This is a genomic window from Niabella agricola, assembly GCF_021538615.1.
Classification (GTDB): Bacteria; Bacteroidota; Bacteroidia; order Chitinophagales; family Chitinophagaceae; genus Niabella; species Niabella agricola.
The window spans coordinates 2,194,945-2,216,259 of record NZ_JAJHIZ010000003.1; the positions used below are offsets into that span (position 1 = coordinate 2,194,945).

A 21,315-nucleotide genomic window follows, 5' to 3' on the forward strand; every position below is an offset into this window, starting at 1 on the left:
GATCGATTATTCTCAAAACAATAGTATATCTGTCATTGGCAGCTATGTGATCCTGTTCCGGTGTATCGGAATACTTTGGGTTCTATTCCTGCATACCTGTCTTTTGAAACCCCTTCCTGCCGAACAACGCTGATCGAGCCCTATTGATCACTTATTAAAAATAGCCTCCGCTTCCACATCGTTATAGTTGCGGATCTGTTCCAGCAATTCTTTTTTAAGCGAGGCCACCACAGGCGCCATCGCCGGATCATCATACACGTTCTTCAACTCGTGCGGATCCTGCTGCAGGTCGAATAACTCCCAGCTTTCTACCTTATCATAGAAACGGATCAGTTTATACCGCTTCGTTTTAATACCAAAATGCGGCGATACGGCATGTTCCCCATTCTCATAATAGTGATAATAAAGCGCATTGCGGGAAGCATATTTTTTATTTTTCAGCAATGGTAAAAAGGAAATACCCTGCATGCGTTCCGGAACACGGGCACCGGCCATTTCAACAAACGTAGGTGCCAGGTCGATATTCATTACATAATCGTTGATCACCCGCCTTGGTTTGATCACGCCCGGATACCGCATTACCATGGGCGTGCGGAAGGATTCTTCGTACATAAACCGCTTATCAAACCATCCATGCTCGCCCATATAAAAGCCTTGGTCCGACATATAAATTACCAGGGTATTCTTCGACAAACCATTCTTGTCCAGGAAATCCAGGGTCTTGCTGATATTCCGGTCGAGCGATGCCGCTGTTGCAAGATAATCTTTCATGTAACGCTGGTATTTCCATTCAGTGAGCGCCTTTCCTTTCGGTGCCTTGGCATCCAGGTCGGCTTTCACCCTGGCATAATAGGCAAACCATTTTTGCTTTTGCTCTTTTGTCATCCGTTTTACACTGTTTTCTATCGCCAGTGAATCGCCGGGTTCATATATTTTCAGATCATGCATCATGCGCATGGTTTTGGCAATGGTCATGTCCTGTACAGCAGCCGCTTTCCTAGTGCTATAGTCATCATAAAAATCTTCCGGCAAGGGAAAGTCAATATTGTCATAACAGCCCAGGTCTTCCAGCGCCGGCATCCAGGTACGATGTGTGGCTTTATGCCCGATCACCAGGCAAAAAGGTTTGGAAGCATCCCGGTGTTCCAGCCAGTCTTCTGCCACATCGGTGATCACATCGGTCACATAACCGTTGTACCGGCGGGTCTTATTGCCGGTTTGGATAAAATCCGGGTTATAATACTGTCCCTGTCCGGGCAGGATGCTGTAATAATCCAATCCCTGGGGAATACTGTCGCCCAGGTGCATTTTACCGATCCAGGCGGTTTGATATCCTGCACCCTGCAATATCTTGGCAAAACTGCCCTGGTTGAAATTAAAGTTAAAATTCACATTGTCTTTAAAACCGTTAACATGACTATAGGTGCCGGTAAGAATGCTGGCCCGGCTGGGTCCGCAAAGGGAATTGGTTACATAGGCGTTGCTGAACAGTGCACCTTCCTTTGCCAGCCGGTCAATACCCGGTGTTTGGATCTGTTTATTGCCATAGGCACTGATGGCCTGGAACGCATGATCATCGGAAATGATCAATACGATATTCGGACGCTGGGCATGCATGGTACCGGCAACCAGTACCATCAACAAGGCTATCATTATTTTTTCTTTCATACGGGTCAACATGCTTAGTCGTTTCATTCTTTTTTTTTAAATGACAAAGTTATAATAGTATTTGGTGCCGGTAAGCCCATTCACGGAACGGCTTCTCGCCTTACCGTTGTTGCTGCCGATACCCTGCCAGGTTATACGCCACTGGTACGGTGCTGCTGCCGACACGGTAGATACCGAATTTAAAATAATAACCGCTTTCATCATTTCTTCCGATGGCAATGGGTTGATTATTTACAATATGCTCGTTCACCTTCTTTTTATCTTTTTGATACTGCATTTTCACATCCAGCCTGCCGGGCTGTTCCATTTTATTATTGGGCCCGCCATATACCGACCAGTCGATCGCCACCGTAAACGTTACCCAGGTATCCCTGGGAAATGTATCAAAAGCGCTTTTGTACGCTATGGTCGACGTTTTGTATGCAGATCGTACCGGTACCATCGTGGCATCTTTAGCCGGGTTGGCCAGCGTCCGGTCAGTTTTATCCGTCATCCATTTACTATCGGAGTTGGCCTTTATATAAAACATATTATTGGAAAAGCCAAAAGCCAGTGGCGGATATCCGCCCTGTTCAATCTTCCAGCCATTTTTTCTGCCGGCCTTAAAAACTTCCTTTCCATTTTTATCAACCGCTTTTATTTTATCATGTCCCTGGTCTTTATTAAACACCACGCTGTCGTTCAATTTTACGAATTGCTGCGGCGTCAGCTGCATGATTTTTCCTGAAGGATCCTGCACCAGGGTGCGGGAAGGCATGCCATGCCATTGCGCAAAGATGGTGTTCACATCCGAGGGCAGGCCAGAAGGTACATATACCGAAAATGTGTAGGTCCATTTAGAACCTTGTTTGCACTGCCCCTTGCCCCTGTCGTATACCATTTTCAATACCTGTTCTGTCGTATAGGCATCCGGCGGCAATCCTTTAAAATCATCCGCTGTGGCATAACAGTAAGAAAGCTCCGCGCGGCCCTTGGTACTGCCCTCCTCGTACCCCTCCAGCGAGTTATCTTCCCCTTTCAGCTCAAAGCGGAAGGAAGGCTTCCCGTTAAAACGGCGTGTGGCGTCTTTTTGAATGGAGTAGGGCCGGTTAATGCCTACCGCCACCCACTCGCCATCTACGATATCCGCCTTAGCTGCTGTGTCTGCCTGTATATTTACTCTCCCGGTAACCGGTTCCAGTGCCGGCTGCGCTGCTGCACTCAACGTAAACAATACCGGTAACAGGCCGATGCTTCTTTTTTTCATTCGTCTTTTTTATGTCTGCCGGATGGATTTATGATCGGATCCAACCTTTGACAGTGTAAATATCTATTTGTTTATTCTCCGTTTAAAAAAACAAACACTCAATCCGGTTCGCCGGATGCCATTCCCATCTTTTTTCGCGAAAAGATCTCCTTTAAGGTCATCGTTTTATTATTGACCAGGGGTTTTGCATAAGCTGCAATAAAGAACAGGTATCCCAGGGTAATATAAAGAAATAGCAATGCATAGCGCAGCCCCACCAGGTCGCCGAGGGCGCCCACAATAAAGGGCACCAGTGCTCCTCCAAAGATACCCGAGCATAAAATTCCCGAAAAAGAGCCATGATGCCTGCTGATGGAATTCAGCGCCAGCGAGAATACCACGGAAAACATCACCGAAATGGTAAACCCTGCTGCCGGAAAGGCCCATAGCGAAAGCTCCCTGCTGCCCAGCAGTGCCGCGGTTAATACGATCGCCGACAGGACACAAGCCACCTTCAGTACCTTTTTTGAATCCCAGAGCTTCAGCACCACCATTCCCAATAAACAACCGATGGTCATCAATCCCCAGAACCAGGCTACGGCGTTGGCGCCACCGGCGGCAGGGTCTACATGGTGATAACGTTTCAAAAATTCCGACATCCAGTTCGCAAGCGATTGCTCGGTACCTACATATGCTACGATACCCAGGAAGAACAGCCATACATCGCGCTTTCCCAGCAGCTCCAGGTATACTGAAGCCGCTCCGGCTTTTTCATCTTCCTTTAACTTCACTACCGGCATCTTTATCAGCGCCAGCAATATCAACATGATCAAAAATATAAAGCTGAACAGCCAGTAGAGCGCCGTCCAGTGCAGCCCGTTCCGTACCAGCCCTCCTAATATGCTTACCAACGGATTGCTTACCGGTTGTGCAGCCAGCTCTTGCATCAGGTACGTGAATACAAACGGACTGACAAAAGAGGCCAGGCCAAATACCAGCTGTCCCATCACTGAAAAAAAGGCAAAATTTTCTTCGCCGCCGGCGGTACGCATCAATGGATTAATGATCACCTGCAGCATGGCCATGCCGATGCCAATGATAAAGAGCGAAGCCAGCGCCATACTGTATTGCGGATTAAACGCAAAGATCAGGGCACCAAAAAAATTCAGCGCAAAAGCGATCAGCATCGACTTCTTTTCTCCCAGCCGCTCAATCATCATTCCGGCAGGAACCGACATAATTCCATAAGCAAGGAAAAAGGAGAAGGGCAGGAAGGCAGCCATCGTCAGACTGAGCCCATAGGTTTCAATAATAATGGGCATTAAGGGACCCAGTATATTGGTTACAAAGGAGATCACAAACCAGATCAGCAAGATCACCCCTACTAAAAAATTATTGCGTTGTTGCATCCGTTAATGGGTTGAATGGTTCTACATCATTGTGGTGTTGACCCTGTAAGCGATTGAAAAACCTTTGCCGCACAGCCCTGCAGCCCGGCTTTGTTTCCCAATGTAGCCGCCGCCAGCGCTGTTTGCTGACTGGCAGCCGGCATGGCCAGTTGTGCTACCCGTGCCGCTATTTCGCGGATATAAAAATCACCGGCCTCGCTGATTCCTCCGCCGATCACTACCTTTTGCGGACTGAATATATTAATGTATCCGGCAATGCCCGTAGCCATATAATCAAAATGATACGCCATAGCCGCAACGGCTGCATCCTCCTGCAAAAAATAACCTTCAACGATATGCCTGCCGTCTACAGTGTCCGGCATATCCTGCTTTAGTAATTGGTAATGCCCGATCAAGGCCGCTACTGACGCATAGGCTTCAAAACATCCCCTGGACCCGCAGGAGCAGGCGATTCCCCCCTGCCGGATAATGATATGCCCCAGTTCCGTTCCCCGGTTCCGGTATCCGCCGTATAGCTGGTTATTGATGACGAGCGCGCCGCCGATGCCGGTACCAACGGTTAAAAAAACAATATCACTGCAACCCTTCGCCGCGCCATAGATCCACTCCCCCATGCCCATCATATTGGCATCATTATCGACCAGGGTCCGGTAGCCGGTTCGTTCCTGCAGCAGGCGTCCAAGGTGTAGCTGTTCAAATCCCGGCAGGTTGTCTGCACCTCCGATCACTACGTCCTCTTCAACGATGCCCGGAAAACCAACACCGGTACCGCATATAATCCCCCCCTTATCCTGTACCACAGCGGCGGCCTTTGTGATGCACTCCGCGATTTGTTCAACGATACCAGCTTCTCCGCTTTCTCTTTTTATCGCTTCCGTAAAGCAGTATACCAGACTTCCGTCTTCCGCCACCACGCCACATTTCAGCGCAGTGCCGCCTACGTCTATTCCTATTGCAAATTGTTTATTCAATGACGGTAATATTGTTGCATCGGCGCTGCGCTAATGCTTATTTAAAGTACTCTGCCGTTCTTCCATGTCGCCCGGTCACGGTTCATCGGGATTAATCCAGGCGCTGCGGTTCCAGCATAACAAGAAGAGACTTTTGGCAACAGCTCCAACACTTTTTTATTTTAAGTAATCATATACAGAATCCAGCTTAAACTGCTTTATCGCTTCGGGACTGGGATGTGCGCGTTTATCAATATCGCTGAAATAAGGCGCCTTATCCCAAACACTTACATCGCCTCCGGTGGCCCTTGGATCTTTTGTTTTTACCAGGTAGGCCTGCATTTGTGCCGCCAGTTTTTCTTTTACATTTTTGTAGGCAGGGTCTGCAGCCAGGTTGTGCAATTGGTAAGGGTCACGGGTGATGTCAAACAGCTCTTCTGCCGGCCGCTTGCCCATACCCAGTTCGAACAATGGTTTTACAGCAGGATTGTCTTTATTAGCGATCATATAAAACTTTGCCGGACCAGGATAGTTGAGCATATACGGATCAATATCTCCATACAGCGGAGGATCACCTGCCGCCCAGCGGCCGGGCTCATAATTGCGAATGTACAAATATTGCCGGGTACGTATAGCTCTTCCGGGATAACCCATTCCGTGCTGCCGCACAAAAGCATGCCGCTCCCGGCCCAGTACTACAAATTCGCGGTCAGGGAAAGACTCCTTACTGTTATTGTCCAGCAACGGCAATAAACTTTTTGCCGTCATTTCCGCGGGCACCGGCACACCGGCCAGCTGCAGGAAAGTGGGCGCCAGGTCATTCAGGGTAACCAATCCGCCGGCAACCGTAGCTTTTTTAAATTTGCCCGGCCAGGAAATGATCAGGGGTACATGCGTACCAAAATCATACAGGTTGGCCAGCCCGCGTGGCATCTGCCAGCCGTTATCACTACAAACCACCACGATGGTATTTTCCAGCTCGCCGCTTTGTTTTAATACCGCCAGTGCATCGCCCAGCTCTTTGTCAAAAACTTCTACAGAATGATAATAGTCGGCAATATCTGTGCGTACATCCGGTGCATCCGGAAGATAGCTGGGTACTTTTACCTTTTGCGGATCGATGCCCGACCTGGCACCAACACCTACCTCGTAAGGACGGTGCGGTTCATGGCTACTGATCCAGTAGGTCCAGGGAGTGCCCTGTTTTTTCTGCTTTAAAAACTGGTCAAAACTTTCATACGGATTCCCGCCCGGATTGCGCTTGCGGCCATTGGCCTCAAAGCTTCCCGGCCCCCAGCCCTTACCCTGGAAGCCGATTTCATAACCCGAAGCCTCCAGCAGATCGGTATACAGCGGATATTTTGTTGGGAGTATGCTCCATAAGTCGGCTCCCTCTTCCAGCCGCCAGATATCCTGGCCGGTAAGAAAACCGGCCCGCGACGGCGTACAGGAGGGGGAACTGCAAAATGCATTTGTAAAACGCACCCCTTCACCCGCCACTTTATCCATATTGGGGGTGCGCACAGTTGAATCGCCATAAACGCCTACATGGCCGGCCGATTGGTTATCCGACATCACAATCAGGATATTGGGCCGGGATGCCGGTTGTTCCTTCTGCTGCGATGTACAACCGCCGGCAAATGACAGCAGACAAGCGAAATAAAAGAGATAGCTCCATTGTTTTAACATGATCAATCGATTTTATGATTTCTGATTTTAAGCCCGGTTTACCATCCGGGGTTTTGACGGTTAATAGAACTGTTTACATCTTTTTCATTTTGCGGGTAAGGAAACAACTCATGCTTCCCGGGTTTGAAATTGGTTCCTGAAAGATAGGGATAAGACGTTCTTATCGCCTGTGTTTTGGCATAGGTATCGGCTATTTTGGCGCCCAGCAAATTCCAGCGGATCAGATCTGAGCGGCGCATGCCTTCAAAACACAATTCCTTGGCACGCTCTGAAACAAGGGTATCTAAAAACTGTTGCTTGGTTAATCCGCTGGGTATATAAACCTGGTCTGTTGCAGGTTTAGGCACCAGCGATGCGGTAATCACCGCCCCGGTTCCGCCACCACCGGTTACAGTAACAGTAGGCGCAGATGTATAACCATACCCCGGGTTATAGATGGTCAACGCAGAAATTTTATTACTGGTACGTGTTGCCACCACTGCAGCAGCATAATTTCCGCCGCCACCGGTTATCTGAAGTGTAGGATTGCTGGTATAGCCACTGCCACCATCGGTAACCGTCAGGCTGATCGCATTTCCGGGCATATCAAGCCCATATGCCCTTCTCCGTACCTGGTTAATAGCATCGAGGGCCAGATCATTGGGGCCTTCATTCAATTCATTTTCCACCTCTGCCCGCATCAGCAGCAGGTCTGAATAGCGCATCACAACACAATTGATATCAGTACTGGTTTGCTCGGTTATGGAATTGGTCTGATACTCACGGCTCCATTTGCCGGGCGCCCAGTTCTGATCTCCGGTACCGGTTACAATATAGGTACGACTTCCATCGGCCGCAACCGTATACCGGGCCACCGCGAAATCTTTTCTGACATCACCCGCCTGGAAGCTTTCATAAAACGGCCGCACGGTTGCTTCTCTTAAATTGGTAGCGCCATACACACCCTTTGCAGTTGTAGGCGCATTCCAGAATCCAAAACGAGAAGAGTTTGGCTGGTCACCTGCCGGATCGGCTACGGTGTATAGTGCGATCTGGAAAATACTTTCGGTAGGCTCCAAATTATGTTTGCACTGGTTAATAAATACCTGGGGATAGCTGGCATTGAGCTTATAAGGATTGGCAGCCATGATATCATTGATCTGGCTTTGCGCTGTCTTATAATAATCCTTGTAATTAGCAGGACGTTTCATAGTACCATCGGTAGCCAGCGAATAGCCTCCTGCAAAAAGGCAAACCCTTGCCAGCATGGCCTTTGCACCCCACTTGTTGATCCGCTCGTCAGTAGGCGTTGCTGCGGGCAGCACATCGATCGCTTCCTGCATGTCTTTAATAACCTGTTTATAGATCTCATAACGGTCCGTTAACGCCCCTTTCAGGTTATCGCCTGCTTTAGATGAGGTAGTTTTAAAAGGCACATCTCCCCACAAACGCACCAGTTCCGAATAATAAAACCCGCGTAAAAACTTAGCTTCACCCAGCATCCGGTTCAACTGCGCCTTCTGGTCATCGGTTCCGGCATTGAACAACGGCATTTGCGGAATCTTTTCAATCACCACATTAGCCCGGTCGATACCCTGGTACAACACGCTCCAGGTACTGTAATAAATATCGGTTTCAGGAATGCCCAGGTAGTGCGGGATTACGCGCCAGCTATCGACACTGTTTCCGGATATCTGGCTGATGTCATTATCATTATCCAATACCATCGGTACATACCAGCCATAACCGGAAAAGTTTGATACCGCTCCATATACACCCAGGGTAGCCATATAAGCTTCATCGGCATCACTAAAAAAATTATCGCTGGTAAAGTACGAATAAGCTTTTACTTCTAATGCTTTTTTACAGGAGCCAAAAGCAAGCAACGAGCCGGCTGTAAGCGCCATCCATATAAAACGTTTTGATATCAGTTTCATCTGTTTGTTTTTATTTTTTATTGCCAGATGGAATTCGCATAAAAATCATCATCGCTTTGCATATAAATTAGCTCGTCGATTTTATGCTCATTTCATTGTATAAAATCTTTAAATAAATTATAAGGACAAATTGATACCCGCCACAAAGGACCTTGCCCGCGGATATGCGCTAAAATCCACACCGGGTGTAAGGGCGTTGTTTACCACGCTTACTTCAGGATCATAACCCGAATAGCTGGTAAATACATGCAGATTGTATGCGGTGATATAGACACGCGCATTAGCAATTTTTGCTTTTTTCAAAAAAAGCTTCGGCAGGGTATAGCCCAGGCTGATATTGTTAATTCTCAAAAACGATCCGTCTTCCACCAGAGTACTGTAAGGCCGGTCGGATACCATGCCGATATAAGAAGCTACGGTTTTTCCTTTGTTCAGTGCTTCCAAAGCAGCAGGGTCGGTTACCCGCTGGCCACTGGCATCAATGGTCATCCACCGGTCTGAGAAGCGGGCCAACGTGTTTTTATAATCCTGGCTCAAAGCGGAGTTGTTCAGCACATTGGCATTATAAATATCATTTCCTACAGTGAAGTTCACAAATGCGCTTAGATCAAATCCTTTATAGGTAACCGTGTTGTTAAAGCCGCCGGTATATTTAGGATTAGAATTGCCGATGACCGTCCGGTCCAGATCGGTAATCCTGCCATCGGGTACCCCGTCTGGTCCGCTGATGTCTTTAAATTTCTGATACCCCGGCTGCACAGTACGGTTATCCTGAACCACGCCTGGTTTTAAAGTGTAGGTATTGGTGGTAGTGTTAAAATCAAAATCGCTTACCTGGTATAACCCATCTGCTACGTAGCCATACATCATCCCTACCGGTTGTCCAACCTGCAGGATATAGTCGTTGATACTGGGATTGCTGTTATAGCCGGTATAGCTGGGCAATACCATAGCATTTTCACCCTGGCTCAGTTCCAGCACTTTTGTTTTGGGGAACGAGATGTTGAGACTGGAACTCCAGCTAAAGTCTGTTTTTTTTATGTTCACTGTATTGAGCGTAAACTCCAACCCTTTGCTGGAGGTACTTCCAATATTTTGAAACTGGGTCACAAAGCCCGAACTCGAGGGGATGCGGGTATTAAACAGCAGGTTCCTCGAGCGATTGTCATAAACCTCTGCCGTTAACGTGATCCGCTGATTTAAAAAGCCCATGTCCAGCCCGATGTTGCGACCTTCGGTGGCCTCCCATTTCAGGTTGGGATTGGGCAGATTGTTTTGAGCGGCTGATATCACAACGGTATTATTAAGATTATAAGAGCCGGTACCATAAATACCCAGTGCCGCATAGTTGGCGATGCGGTTATTACCGGTAAGGCCATAACCCAGGCGCAGTTTCAGATCGGAAAACAGGGTGCTGTTTTTCATAAAATGCTCGTTGATGATCCGCCAGGCAAATGCTGCTGAAGGAAAGTATCCCCAGCGGTTATTCGCACCAAATTTGGAAGAGCCATCCGCACGCATGGTGGCTGTAAACAGGTATTTATCTTTATATCCATAGTTGGCTCTTGCAAAATAGGAAAGCAATTTATCTTCTTCGGCATATGATGAAGGCGTACCCAGCACCGTGCCTAACGACAGGTTATCCCAACCATTGTTTACCGAAGGAAAGGCATTGGAACTGGCACTGAAATCTTCGTGGTAGGTATACTGGTATTCCTGTCCGGCCATTACGTCCAGCCGGTGCGCTGCGGCAAAGGTCTTGCTGAAAGTAAGCGTGTTACTGTAAGTAAAACGGGGATCTTTTGCCTGACCGATGCTTCCGAATGGTCCGCCGCTGCGGATGGCCGTAATCGACTCTTTGGTATTAAACTGTTTAAGTTTTGTGTCTTTGATTATATAACCGATCACACCCCGATAGGTTATATTTTTGGTAAGTTTATACTGAGCGGTTACATTGGCGTTCATTATATTAATAACGGACTCTCTTAATCTTGAACGGGCGCCGATTACCGGGCTTTGAAAAGTGGGAGCCCCGCCCGGGTTGTCTACCGGATCCGTTTCATAATCGATCAGATCATCATCCGCAGTACCCCTGCCGGCTACCGGGCGATACTGCAAAATGGTTTGTAATACTGCCAAACGGGCGTTACCTCCTTCTGCCGGGGACAATCCTTCTATTTTTTGATTGGAGTAACTTACAATGGCATTCACATTGAGCCGTTCGCCCACTTTCTGATTTACGGAAAGCTTCCCGATGTTTTTGGTAGATGCACTGTGAATCATAATGCCATTATCCTTGTTACGCGAGAAGAACATATTGATCTTCGTATCCTTACTTCCCCCGCTTACGCTCACTTTATGGTATTGATTGTATACCGTGCTGCCAAAGGTTTCTTTTTGCCAGTTGATACCCGGGCGATTGCCATACAAAAACTGCAGGGAATCATAGGAGCCGTATTGCTTCGTAAAGGCGGCCAGGCGGGTGGCATCCCCCAGCGAGCGCTCATAGCTCAATAGCAAATAATCATAGCCGTTCATTACCGGAATTTCTTTTGTAATGTGTTTGGCCCCCACATAACCATCGTAGTTCACGGTCACTTTGCCGGCCTTGGTTTGTTTGGTGGTAATCAATACTACACCATTGCCGCCGCGTGCTCCATAAATAGCAATCGCAGAAGCATCTTTCAGTACATCCACCGATTCTATATCTGTGGGATCCAGAAAGCCAATGCCATCGGTTTGCGGCACCCCGTCAATTACGTATAAAGGCTGGTTGCTTTGCGAAATGGAGGTCCCTCCGCGTATTTTTATGGTAGGGTCGGCACCCGGGGAGCCATCATTCATGGTTACCTGAACGCCCGCCAGTCGCCCCTGGAGCGCCTGTCCTACATGCTGCACCGGCACTTTTGCCAGTTCAGCGCCGCTAACCGAGCTCACCGCTCCTGTAAGATCTTTTCTTTTCTGGGTTCCATAACCTACCACCACTACCTGCTCCAGGCTTTTATCCTGTTCCTGCAGGCTGATATCGATCTGCTCCCGGCCATTTATGTTGATCTCTTTAGCCTCATAGCCGATATAAGAAACCACCAATACCGCATTGGCCTGAGCCTGAATCGAATACTGGCCGTTTTTTTGAGTGAGCACAGTCCGGGCCGTTCCTTTTTCCTGAACGGTGGCACCCGACAGCGGTTCTCCCGAAGTGCTGCTGACCATTCCCGTTACCTTAATGGTTTGGGCAGACAGTGTTCCGGAGATACCTACTAAGAATAATAATAGAGCAAACGTTGATCTCATTTTAAGCTTGAATTTTAAACCAGGTGAAGTATTTTTTTGGCGTGATTCATGGAACATTCGGGTACCGGGTTGCTGCTCCTGTTTCCGAAAACCGCAGTTTGTTTGGCTGCTGCCTGTAATTACAAATGGCATAATCTGTACATTTTAGACGTTAAGATCAATGGCCAAAACAGCGGTAACTGAATTATATTCTATGGGCTTAACGGCAACAATCGAAGCAATTACTCATCTAAAACCCGACAATATGTCTTAAAGAACAAACTCCCTCTTACCCTCCGGTCCACCTGCGGACCAGCATGGCAAAAGAGCTGTTTTTAACGCCCTAAATATAGAACGCCTCTGGTCCGGAGGTTTTAAAAATGGGTTTTTCTTTTTTCAATTTTGGTTATTTTTCTGTTTTTTTTGGTTAAAGCTGTATCCAATCTAAAAAAACAAATTGAATACCAATATATTAAAATAGTGCGGCACCGGTTTTACACCGCGGCCCTGTTTTCTCTTATTTTTTAAATTTCATCCAGTTTTAAAATATTAAAATCAATATTGAAACCCTTTGGCGGCACGTAATTTTATTTTTATCCAAAACTTTTAAGAAAAGATACAGCTCATGAAAAGACGATTCCATGCCATTATTTCAGGCATCCTGTTTCTAGCTAGTGTGCAGGCTCAGGCTCAATCCGGAGATTCCCAGAACTGGTTCCGGCGTTCCGTTACCGTTGTTGGGGCTCAGCTAACCCGCGCTGCCGGAACCTATACTCCGGGACTGAATCCCCGCTCCGTAAATCCTAACGGCACTGTACGAACAGCCCCGTATACTGACTGGACCACCGGCTTTTTCCCCGGTTCGCTCTGGTATGGTTATGAACTAACCGGCAATAAAGAACTGGCCTTATCAGCAAGGAAATTTACCCTGGCCCTGGACTCCATTCGTTATGTAACCAAAACGCACGACCTCGGATTCATGCTTTATTGCTCCTACGGAAATGCCTGGCGCATTACAAAGGACAAAGCCTATTTGCCGGTACTGGAAGAGGGAGCCCAACATCTTTATGATCGTTTTAGTCCCAAAACCGGCGTGATCCGTTCCTGGGATTTTGGCGAACACTGGAAGTTTCCGGTGATTATCGACAATATGATGAACCTGGAATATCTCTACTGGGCCGGCACACAATTTAAAAAATCCGCCTATAGCCAGGCGGCCAGCACCCACGCGCTCACCACGATGAAGAACCATTTCCGCAAAGATTATAGTTCCTATCACGTAGTAGATTACGACCCGGTTACCGGTAAGGTGCGGAGCAAGGAAACCCACCAGGGCCTTTCCGATGAATCCGCCTGGGCCCGGGGGCAGGCCTGGGGGCTGTACGGGTATATTATGTGTTATAATAACAGTGGCAATGCCCGGTTCCTGGAACAGGCGCAACATATTGCCCGGTTTATCATGACACACCCGCGGATGCCAAAAAACAAGATCCCGGTGTGGGATTTTGATGTGCACAATGCGCTGGATCCGGATGGCCGCGCACCCCGCGATGCCTCCGCAGCTGCCGTTATTGCCTGCGGGTTGCTGGACCTGAGTACGAAGGTAAAGGACGGCAAAAAATATGCGGATTACGCAGAGGATATATTAAAGGCGCTATCTTCTCCCGATTTCCTGGCAAAGCCGGGCGACAATCATTTTTTTATCCTGAAGCACAGTGTAGGCGCCTTCCTGTTTAATTCGGAAATAGACACGCCTTTAAATTATGCCGATTATTACTACCTGGAGGCATTAAAAAAATATGCGGCACTGAAGAAGATCGCGCTGCCACTGCAGTAAGTGCCCGGCAGGCAGTTCCGGCATTTCAATTTACTGAGGACGAATGCATGATTTAGTCACCGGCTTAACCGTTTACCTTTCTGTAGGCCCAAATACATTTATCATGAACAAACGATTTGCAGCCCATATTACCCGTATCAGCATGATTACAGCTATGTTGTTTTTTGCAACAACGGGCTCCGTTTTTTCCCAGGTTGTGGGAAAAACGATTCTAAATATAGACTATGAAAACGGCACAGCCAATTCCGGAATCCCAGAGATTGAACCGACCAGCGCACCGGGCGCAGACGCCGTATATATGGTAAGCCCGGGCGCTTCCGGTAATTATGCCACGGCGCATAAGGTGGTGTACGGCGACAGTGCCTATTATTCGGATGGAAACTGGAGAAGCGAAAGTGCCGCTCTTCAATATTTACCCGCCCGTTTTGCACCGGGAATGGAACGCCGTTATGAGTTCAGCGTATTATTAAAAGACTGGACACCCTGGAATACCGGCGACCCGATCAACGAAACCAATTTTTTCCAGCTCAAAGTGTCCGGCGGCCAGGAAGTACCCCTGCAGGTACGTACACAGCGGAATGTGATCCGCCTCCGTTATAATGATGCGGCCAATGGCGTTTCCACAAAAGATATACTCAATGATCTTCGTCCTTATGTAAACCAGTGGATACGGTTTAGAATTGATGCGAAATGGGCACTGGATGCAACCGGTTACATCAGAACCTATATGAAATTGCCCGGCCAACCGGACTATATACTGGCAGATGAAAAAACAGGTTATATAACATTCCCGGGCGATGGCGGCAATATCGGGTATATTAAATGGGGTGTATACGTAGTTCCCCCGGATATCACCCGGATCATTTATCACGATGATATCCGCATTCTCGAACTCAGTCCCCCGCCGGCAGTGAGCCGCCGGGGTCTTCTCTGGGGAAACAGCATCCCGGATGCCAACCCGGGTTATCTGGACGGACCTTATACCAGGGCCGCCAATATTACAGACCCTGCGGCTTACAGCAATACCGGTAATACGATTTATATCGATCCCGGTATCCAATATACGCCATCGCAAAACATCGTCTATTTTAACAGCAGCTCGCCCGCTCCCGGAGCCGGTGACAATGTGGAAGGAAGCCCGTCTTCTGACTTTTCAAGAGCCACACTGACTGCCTCCGGAGCCACCGGCACGCCTTTGACACCCGGGCCCGGTGGCCGGTACCTGGTCAACGGCTTTAATATAGGAACAACCGGCAGTCCCACTCCAATTGACCTTGGGGAATATTATGAGTTTAAACTCAGCCCCGTTGCAGGCTATACCATTCATTTTGATTCCATTGTTTTTTCCTGGCGGCGGGGCACCACAACAGCGCCCAACACGTTCGCGCTACGATCCAGTGTGGACGGCTTCAGCTCCAATATTTCAGCGCCCGTTACCATCAACAATGCCGCCGGTGCAACCACTGTTACAAAATACGACCTTTCGGCGCTTACCGGTGTAACCCAGCCCATCATCTTAAGAATGTACTGGTATGGCTCCACCGCGGGCGGAAGCGGCAATAGTGTGGGACTCGAAGCCTTTCAGTTTTACGGTGAAACCGTATCCAATATTGCGCTGCCAGCAGCTCTTGGTTCTATAGAAGCCGTCTTACAAGGCGAAGGGTTGGTGGTGAACTGGCAAAGCCTCCGTGAAACCCACAACAGCTATTTTGAAATACAGGCCTCAAAGGATGGACAGCATTTCACGACCATTAAAACCGTCCACTCAAAAAACGGCTACGCGTCCACTTCGCAAAGTTATAAAGCCTCTATTACAGCCAATGAAATGGCCGCTCTGACCGGGCTGCCGCTGTTTTTTGGATTTTTAGTTTTGGGAGCGCATAAACGTTCGCGCAGCAAGCAACTATTATTGTTGCTACTGGTTGCTGCCGCTATTGCATCCTGCAACAAGTATCATGATGCACTGTCTACCAGTCAGCAGGATCCATTGTTTGTGAGAATTAAACAGGTGGACCAGGATGGTAAAGCAACCTATTCAAAAGTAGTCACCGTAACAAAAACTAATTAAACGAATGCCTGCAAACGGGCATATAAAAGTGTTGAACGATATCGGGCAAAAGTTGTTTTTATATGCACATGTCGGGTGCCTTTACAATCTACAAAATCGTCTAAAATGATCATAAAGAAATTAGTACCGGTCCTTTTATTAACCACCATTGTTTTAACAAGCAGCGCACAACAGCCCGTCGGAAAATCCGGGTTCGACTTACTGAACCTGGACTATCCCGGGCTTGAAAAAGTAAAAGCCCAGGTACAGGCTCAGAATTACCCGGCCGCAGCCAACGCCTTGCTCAACTATTATAAAAAGAAAAGCAAGGATCCGGACTTTAGTGCTACAGAAGAAGCGATTGAGTTGAACCAGCCCATCGATAAAGCTACACGCGCCGCAGCAGACAGTGCGCTGGAGCACAAATTCAAGCCGCACAAGGGTTATGGATTTTTTGACTACGGCAAAGATATCAACTGGCAGTACTGGCCTGTGAAGGATAACGAAGTGCGGTGGCAGTTGCACCGGGTAAAATGGTGGCAATCCATGGCGCTCGTATACCGGGCTACGAAGGACGAACGCTATGCAAAAGAATGGATGTACCAGTTTACAGACTGGGCAAAGAAAAACCCGTTCGGCTTATCGAAAGATAACGACAAATACGCCTGGCGACCGCTGGAAATTTCGGACAGGATCTTAAACCTGGCGCCTTCCTTTAACATCTTTGTACATTCTTCCAATTTTACACCGGCATTCCTGATGGCGTTCTTAACCAATTACCACCAGCAAGCCGACTACCTGTCGAACAATTATGCCGATCGCGGCAACCACCGTCTTTTTGAGGCACAGCGCGTATTGTTTGCAGGCGTATCCTTTCCCGAATTTAAAAAAGCGGCTGCCTGGAGAGACGGTGGCGTCAGCATTCTCAACGACGAGATCAAAAAACAGGTATACCCGGACGGGGTGCAATGGGAACTATCACCCAACTATCATGTAGCGATGATCAATACCTTCCTGAGTGCGCTGCGCTCTGCACAAAAAGCCGGTATGGACCAGGTCTTTCCAACCAGCTATAAAGAAACCGTTGAAAAAATGATCCTGGCTACGATTAACTTTTCCTTCCCGGATTATACCTACCCCGTATTCAGCGATGCAAAGCTGGTCGATAAATCGTCGATGCTGAAGTCTTATGCCAGCTGGGCCAAAGCATTTCCGCACAATGAAGTAATCCGGTATTACGCCACCGACGGTAAAAAGGGTAAACAGCCCCCATTCCTTTCCCACGGCCTCACCACTTCCGGCTTTTATACCTTCCGGAATGGCTGGCACCATGCATCCACGGTAATGGTGCTGAAAGCCAGCCCTCCCGGAGCTTTCCACGCCCAGCCCGATAACGGCACTTTCGAGCTATGGATCAAGGGCCGCAACTTTACACCGGATGCCGGCTGTTATGTATATGCCGGCGATTCCACGATCATGAAACTCCGCGATTGGTACCGGCAAACCCGTGTACACAGCACCCTGACCTTGAATAATGAGAATATGGTTATTACCAGGGCGGCCCTGCAGCAATGGAAAACAGGCAAGGGCCTGAATATCCTTACTTATACCAATCCCAGTTATGAAAACCTGGATCACCAGCGGACGGTATTATTCATCGATCAGCAATATTTTCTCGTTATCGACCGGGCTATCGGGAAGGCAACCGGCATCATCGGCACCCACTTTCAGCTCAAGGAAAACAGCAATCCTGTTTTTGACCGGCAGCGCCACGCCGTATACACTACTTATGCCGATGGTAACAACCTGCTGATCCAGAACCTGAACCAGGACGCCATTGCATTAAAAGAGGAAGACGGTAAGGTTTCCTATTCCTATCGCCAGGAACTGGAACGACCGGCATTTGTATTTGAAAAATCAAAAACAGCCAATGCAGCGCAAACCTTTATTACCTTACTTTATCCCTTTAACGGCAAAAAAGCACCGGTGATCACATTAAAAGAAAAGCCCGGAAACAACTACGAAACAGGAACCATTCGCCTAACGTTAACGGTTGATGGAAAGACTAGAGATATTACCGTGCAGTAAAGATTGAGGATGAGATTCCAGATTTGAAAAAACAGATTCCAGCATTGAGAATCGAGTGCTGAATAATCTTTCCACGGACCCACCTGTTGTGCTCCCTCAGCCATTAGCGGGATCAGCTCTCCTGGTGAACCCAGGTTTGAGTAGTCAAACCCGGATACCCTGGCCTGGAATCTGAAATCAATGCCGTTTACAATTGCCGCAGATACGCTGATTGCACCTGCAGCAGCTTTGCTGCACTATTTTAAGTAGTTATTAAGCCTGTATCAGATCTGCGCATTTTCGGCCTTAACGAAACAACATTGCATCTGGCATCTCGCTTCCCAAATCTTACTTCTGATTTACCACCGTTTCAATGACCAGGTATTCACTTTCTTCATTGCACCGGATGGTGGCGGTATCTGTATCCCATACGCCCAGTGCATCACGCTGGGGAACAGCTACACCATTTACGGTAACGGATCCGGAGATCACAAATACAAACAGGCATTTGTTCTCGGGGTTAAAAGAATAAGTGGTGCTGTGGTCCCTTTCAAAATAGCCCAGGCTTAGTCTGGCATTCTGGTTGATCCAGCAATGCGCCTGTCCCTCTTCACCAGATACAATGGTTACCAGTTTGTTCCTCCGGGCGTCCTTTGGAAAACTGCGGTATTGATACCGGGGTGTAATATTTTGCTGTTTCGGGTAGATCCAGATCTGCAAAAAATTCACTTCTTCTTCCCCAATATTATATTCCTCATGCCGCAGCCCGCTACCAGCACTCATGATCTGCACGCCTCCTTCCTCAAACTCGGTATTGTATCCCAGCGTATCTTTATGATTCATGCGGCCTTTCAGTAAAATGGAAATGATCTCCATATTCACATGCGGATGGATACCAAATCCCTTTCCCGGCGCCAGGTAATCGTCGTTGAACGCCATCAACGTGCCAAAGGCACTTTTAACCGGATTGTAATAGTTGCTGAAACTGAAAACAAAATTGCTCCTCAGCCAGCCGGCATCTTTAATGCCTCTTTCAGAAGCTTTAAACGGTTGTACCTGCATATGTTTTACTTTTAAATGATTATACGATGTGTTGATTCAATGCCAAAATCATATTGAATACAGGCCGCAAATGCGCTGCTTCCAACTATCTGCGAATCAGCAGCTACCAGATCCCTCAATACCACAAAGTAACAAAACGGGCTTTTATTACCACTTAATCTACTTCAAGTGGTTCCGTATTCCCACGTAGTAACTTTGTGTCTCAATAAAAAAATCACGATTATGGAAAATAAAGTTTTAGGATTGCATCATATCACCGCGATAGCGGACAATGCCAAACGTAACCATGCATTTTATACTAGTGTTTTGGGGTTGCGGCTGGTAAAGAAAACCGTAAACTTCGACGACCCCGGTACCTACCATTTCTATTATGGAAATGAAAGCGGCGCACCGGGCACCATTCTTACCTTCTTTCCCTGGGAAGGCATCGGGAAGGGCACTGCCGGCGCCGGGATGGCCACAGAGATTGGCTATACGGTTCCGGAGGGAAGTTTCGGTTTCTGGAAAAAACGTTTTGAAGCAAACAAGATCGGGTATAAAGAAGTAGAAATATTCGGGGAGCCACAGCTGGTCTTCAACGACCCCGATGGCCTGCAACTTTCGCTGATCGCTCCTGCAGCCGCAGACAACCGCGTACCGTGGACAACCGATGCCGTTTCCGCAGATGTTGCCACCAGGGGCTTTCACAACACAACACTTACCCTGAAGCAGGCTGCTCCTACCGCAAAAGTACTGACCGACCTCCTGGGTTACCGGCAAACAGTGCAGGAGGGCAACCGCTACCGTTTTGTAAATGAAAATATAGATACCGCTAATTATATCGATATTATAGAAGATTCCAAAGCAGGTTACGGACGCAATGCAGCCGGCACCAATCACCACATCGCCTTCCGGGTAAAGGATGACACGGTTCAGATGGAGCTGCGGGAAAAAATAGCAGCGGCCGGACTGAATATTACGCAAAAGATCGACCGGGATTATTTTTATTCGCTTTATTTCCGGGAACCGGGTGGTGTGCTATTTGAAATCGCTACCGATAACCCGGGCTTCACAAGGGACGAACCGTTGGAGGCATTGGGCACTGCATTAAAACTGCCCAAACAATATGAACCGGCGCGGACAAAGATTGAAGCCGTTCTTCCCCAATTGTAACCGCATCAGGCGCCGCAGATGACACAGATGCCGCTTACATTTTACGCTCAGTTTGTGCATCTGCGGCTGGTTATGCAGCACCACGAATATTGTGCTTTATGCCGCTGATCCCCCCGGCGTGACCAGTGTCACAGATTTTTTCTAAACATCAGTATGGAGAAATTTAATCTTATTCATTCATAACAACACAACAAACACATGCATTCATTAAATATAACAACCGGCGGAAAGGAGTTGAGCAAGGCTTCCCGTGCCGTGATCATGCTGCACGGACGCGGTGCAACGGCCGGCGATATCTTATCGCTTTCCGGCCACCTTAACATAGCAGACGCCGCATTGCTGGCTCCGCAAGCCACCAATTACACCTGGTATCCCTATTCTTTTATGGCCCCGGTTCAGGAAAATGAACCCTGGCTTTCTTCCGCCATTACAATGGTACAACAAACGGTGAAAACCGTGTCCGACGCCGGCATTACTGCCGAAAACATTTATTTCCTTGGCTTTTCACAGGGCGCCTGCTTAACCCTGGAATACATTGCAAGACATGCGCAGCGTTATGGCGGTGCCGTGGCCTTTACCGGCGGACTGATCGGCGATCAGCTTTATACGCAACACTATAAGGGTGATTTCCGGCAGACGCCTGTATTCATTGGCACCAGTGACCCGGACGTTCATGTTCCGGCGGAACGGGTACATGCCACCGCGAAATTGTTAACGCAAATGAATGCGGATGTTACAGAGAAAGTGTATCCCAATATGGGACACACCATCAATGCAGATGAAATTGCCCTGGCAAACCGGCTTGTTTTTGACCCGCAACAGTAACGCACCGGCGGCCTTTAAAGAATGCCGGTCATCATTTGAAACCGTTTAGAAAGAGAACTTTTATAGCATCGTTTTGCAGGAACGGTTGCGTTTACCGCGGGCCCGCTGGCAACCCAAAAGCGGATCGGCAAAAATTTGCACATACTTCATCTTAGCAGGTCAGCGGACGCGCACGTCACCCTGAACAAATAAATA

General features: G+C 48.1%; 13 protein-coding genes. 5 read left to right on the forward strand and 8 right to left on the reverse strand.

All coding sequences use genetic code 11. The annotated features are described in order from the left end of the window. Window positions 1–147 precede the first annotated feature (147 nt). From LL912_RS14630 to LL912_RS14660, 7 genes are all read right to left on the reverse strand, one after another. Window positions 148–1,695, reverse strand: a complete 1,548-nt coding sequence (locus LL912_RS14630) for a sulfatase family protein (protein ID WP_235554316.1) — start codon at window positions 1,693–1,695, stop codon at window positions 148–150. Window positions 1,696–1,768: 73 nt separating this feature from the next. Beyond that, window positions 1,769–2,914 (reverse strand): heparin lyase I family protein, encoded by a 1,146-nt coding sequence (locus LL912_RS14635; protein WP_235554317.1) that lies wholly within the window; start codon window positions 2,912–2,914, stop codon window positions 1,769–1,771. 98 nt (window positions 2,915–3,012) lie between these two features. Beyond that, complete coding sequence (locus LL912_RS14640) at window positions 3,013–4,302, reverse strand: MFS transporter (RefSeq protein ID WP_235554318.1); 1,290 nt, start codon at window positions 4,300–4,302, stop codon at window positions 3,013–3,015. 26 nt (window positions 4,303–4,328) lie between these two features. After that, a complete protein-coding gene (locus LL912_RS14645; protein ID WP_235554319.1) occupies window positions 4,329–5,273 on the reverse strand; it encodes an ROK family protein in 945 nt (314 codons plus the stop codon). Between the two features lie 156 nt (window positions 5,274–5,429). Then, the gene (locus LL912_RS14650; RefSeq protein WP_235554320.1) at window positions 5,430–6,941 is read right to left on the reverse strand and encodes a sulfatase family protein; all 1,512 of its coding nucleotides are present in this window, start codon (window positions 6,939–6,941) and stop codon (window positions 5,430–5,432) included. A 38-nt stretch (window positions 6,942–6,979) separates the two neighbouring features. After that, window positions 6,980–8,857, reverse strand: a complete 1,878-nt coding sequence (locus LL912_RS14655) for a RagB/SusD family nutrient uptake outer membrane protein (RefSeq protein ID WP_235554321.1) — start codon at window positions 8,855–8,857, stop codon at window positions 6,980–6,982. Between the two features lie 117 nt (window positions 8,858–8,974). Then, complete coding sequence (locus LL912_RS14660; protein WP_235554322.1) at window positions 8,975–12,151, reverse strand: SusC/RagA family TonB-linked outer membrane protein; 3,177 nt, start codon at window positions 12,149–12,151, stop codon at window positions 8,975–8,977. Between the two features lie 604 nt (window positions 12,152–12,755). Here LL912_RS14660 and LL912_RS14665 point away from each other — a divergent pair. The 3 genes from LL912_RS14665 (at window position 12,756) to hepC (ending at window position 18,102) form a co-directional block, all read left to right on the forward strand. Beyond that, entirely contained in the window at window positions 12,756–13,967 is a 1,212-nt protein-coding gene (locus tag LL912_RS14665) for a glycoside hydrolase family 88 protein (protein ID WP_235554323.1), read from the forward strand. Between the two features lie 103 nt (window positions 13,968–14,070). Beyond that, the gene (locus LL912_RS14670) at window positions 14,071–16,035 is read left to right on the forward strand and encodes a heparin lyase I family protein (RefSeq protein ID WP_235554324.1); all 1,965 of its coding nucleotides are present in this window, start codon (window positions 14,071–14,073) and stop codon (window positions 16,033–16,035) included. Window positions 16,036–16,140: 105 nt separating this feature from the next. Beyond that, on the forward strand, window positions 16,141–18,102 hold the full coding sequence (gene hepC / locus LL912_RS14675; RefSeq protein ID WP_235554325.1) for a heparin-sulfate lyase HepC: 1,962 nt from the start codon (window positions 16,141–16,143) through the stop codon (window positions 18,100–18,102). 327 nt (window positions 18,103–18,429) lie between these two features. Here hepC and LL912_RS14680 read toward each other — a convergent pair whose 3' ends face one another. Further along, window positions 18,430–19,143 carry a pirin family protein gene (locus LL912_RS14680; RefSeq protein ID WP_235554326.1) on the reverse strand — a complete coding sequence of 238 codons (714 nt, stop codon included), beginning with the start codon at window positions 19,141–19,143 and terminating at the stop codon, window positions 18,430–18,432. Window positions 19,144–19,365: 222 nt separating this feature from the next. Here LL912_RS14680 and LL912_RS14685 point away from each other — a divergent pair, with 222 nt between their 5' ends. Together LL912_RS14685 and LL912_RS14690 are read left to right on the forward strand one after the other, a co-directional pair. Then, window positions 19,366–20,295, forward strand: a complete 930-nt coding sequence (locus tag LL912_RS14685) for a ring-cleaving dioxygenase (protein WP_235554327.1) — start codon at window positions 19,366–19,368, stop codon at window positions 20,293–20,295. A 198-nt stretch (window positions 20,296–20,493) separates the two neighbouring features. Continuing rightward, window positions 20,494–21,120, forward strand: coding sequence for an alpha/beta hydrolase (locus LL912_RS14690; RefSeq protein ID WP_235554328.1), 627 nt, complete (start codon window positions 20,494–20,496; stop codon window positions 21,118–21,120). Window positions 21,121–21,315: the final 195 nt, after the last annotated feature.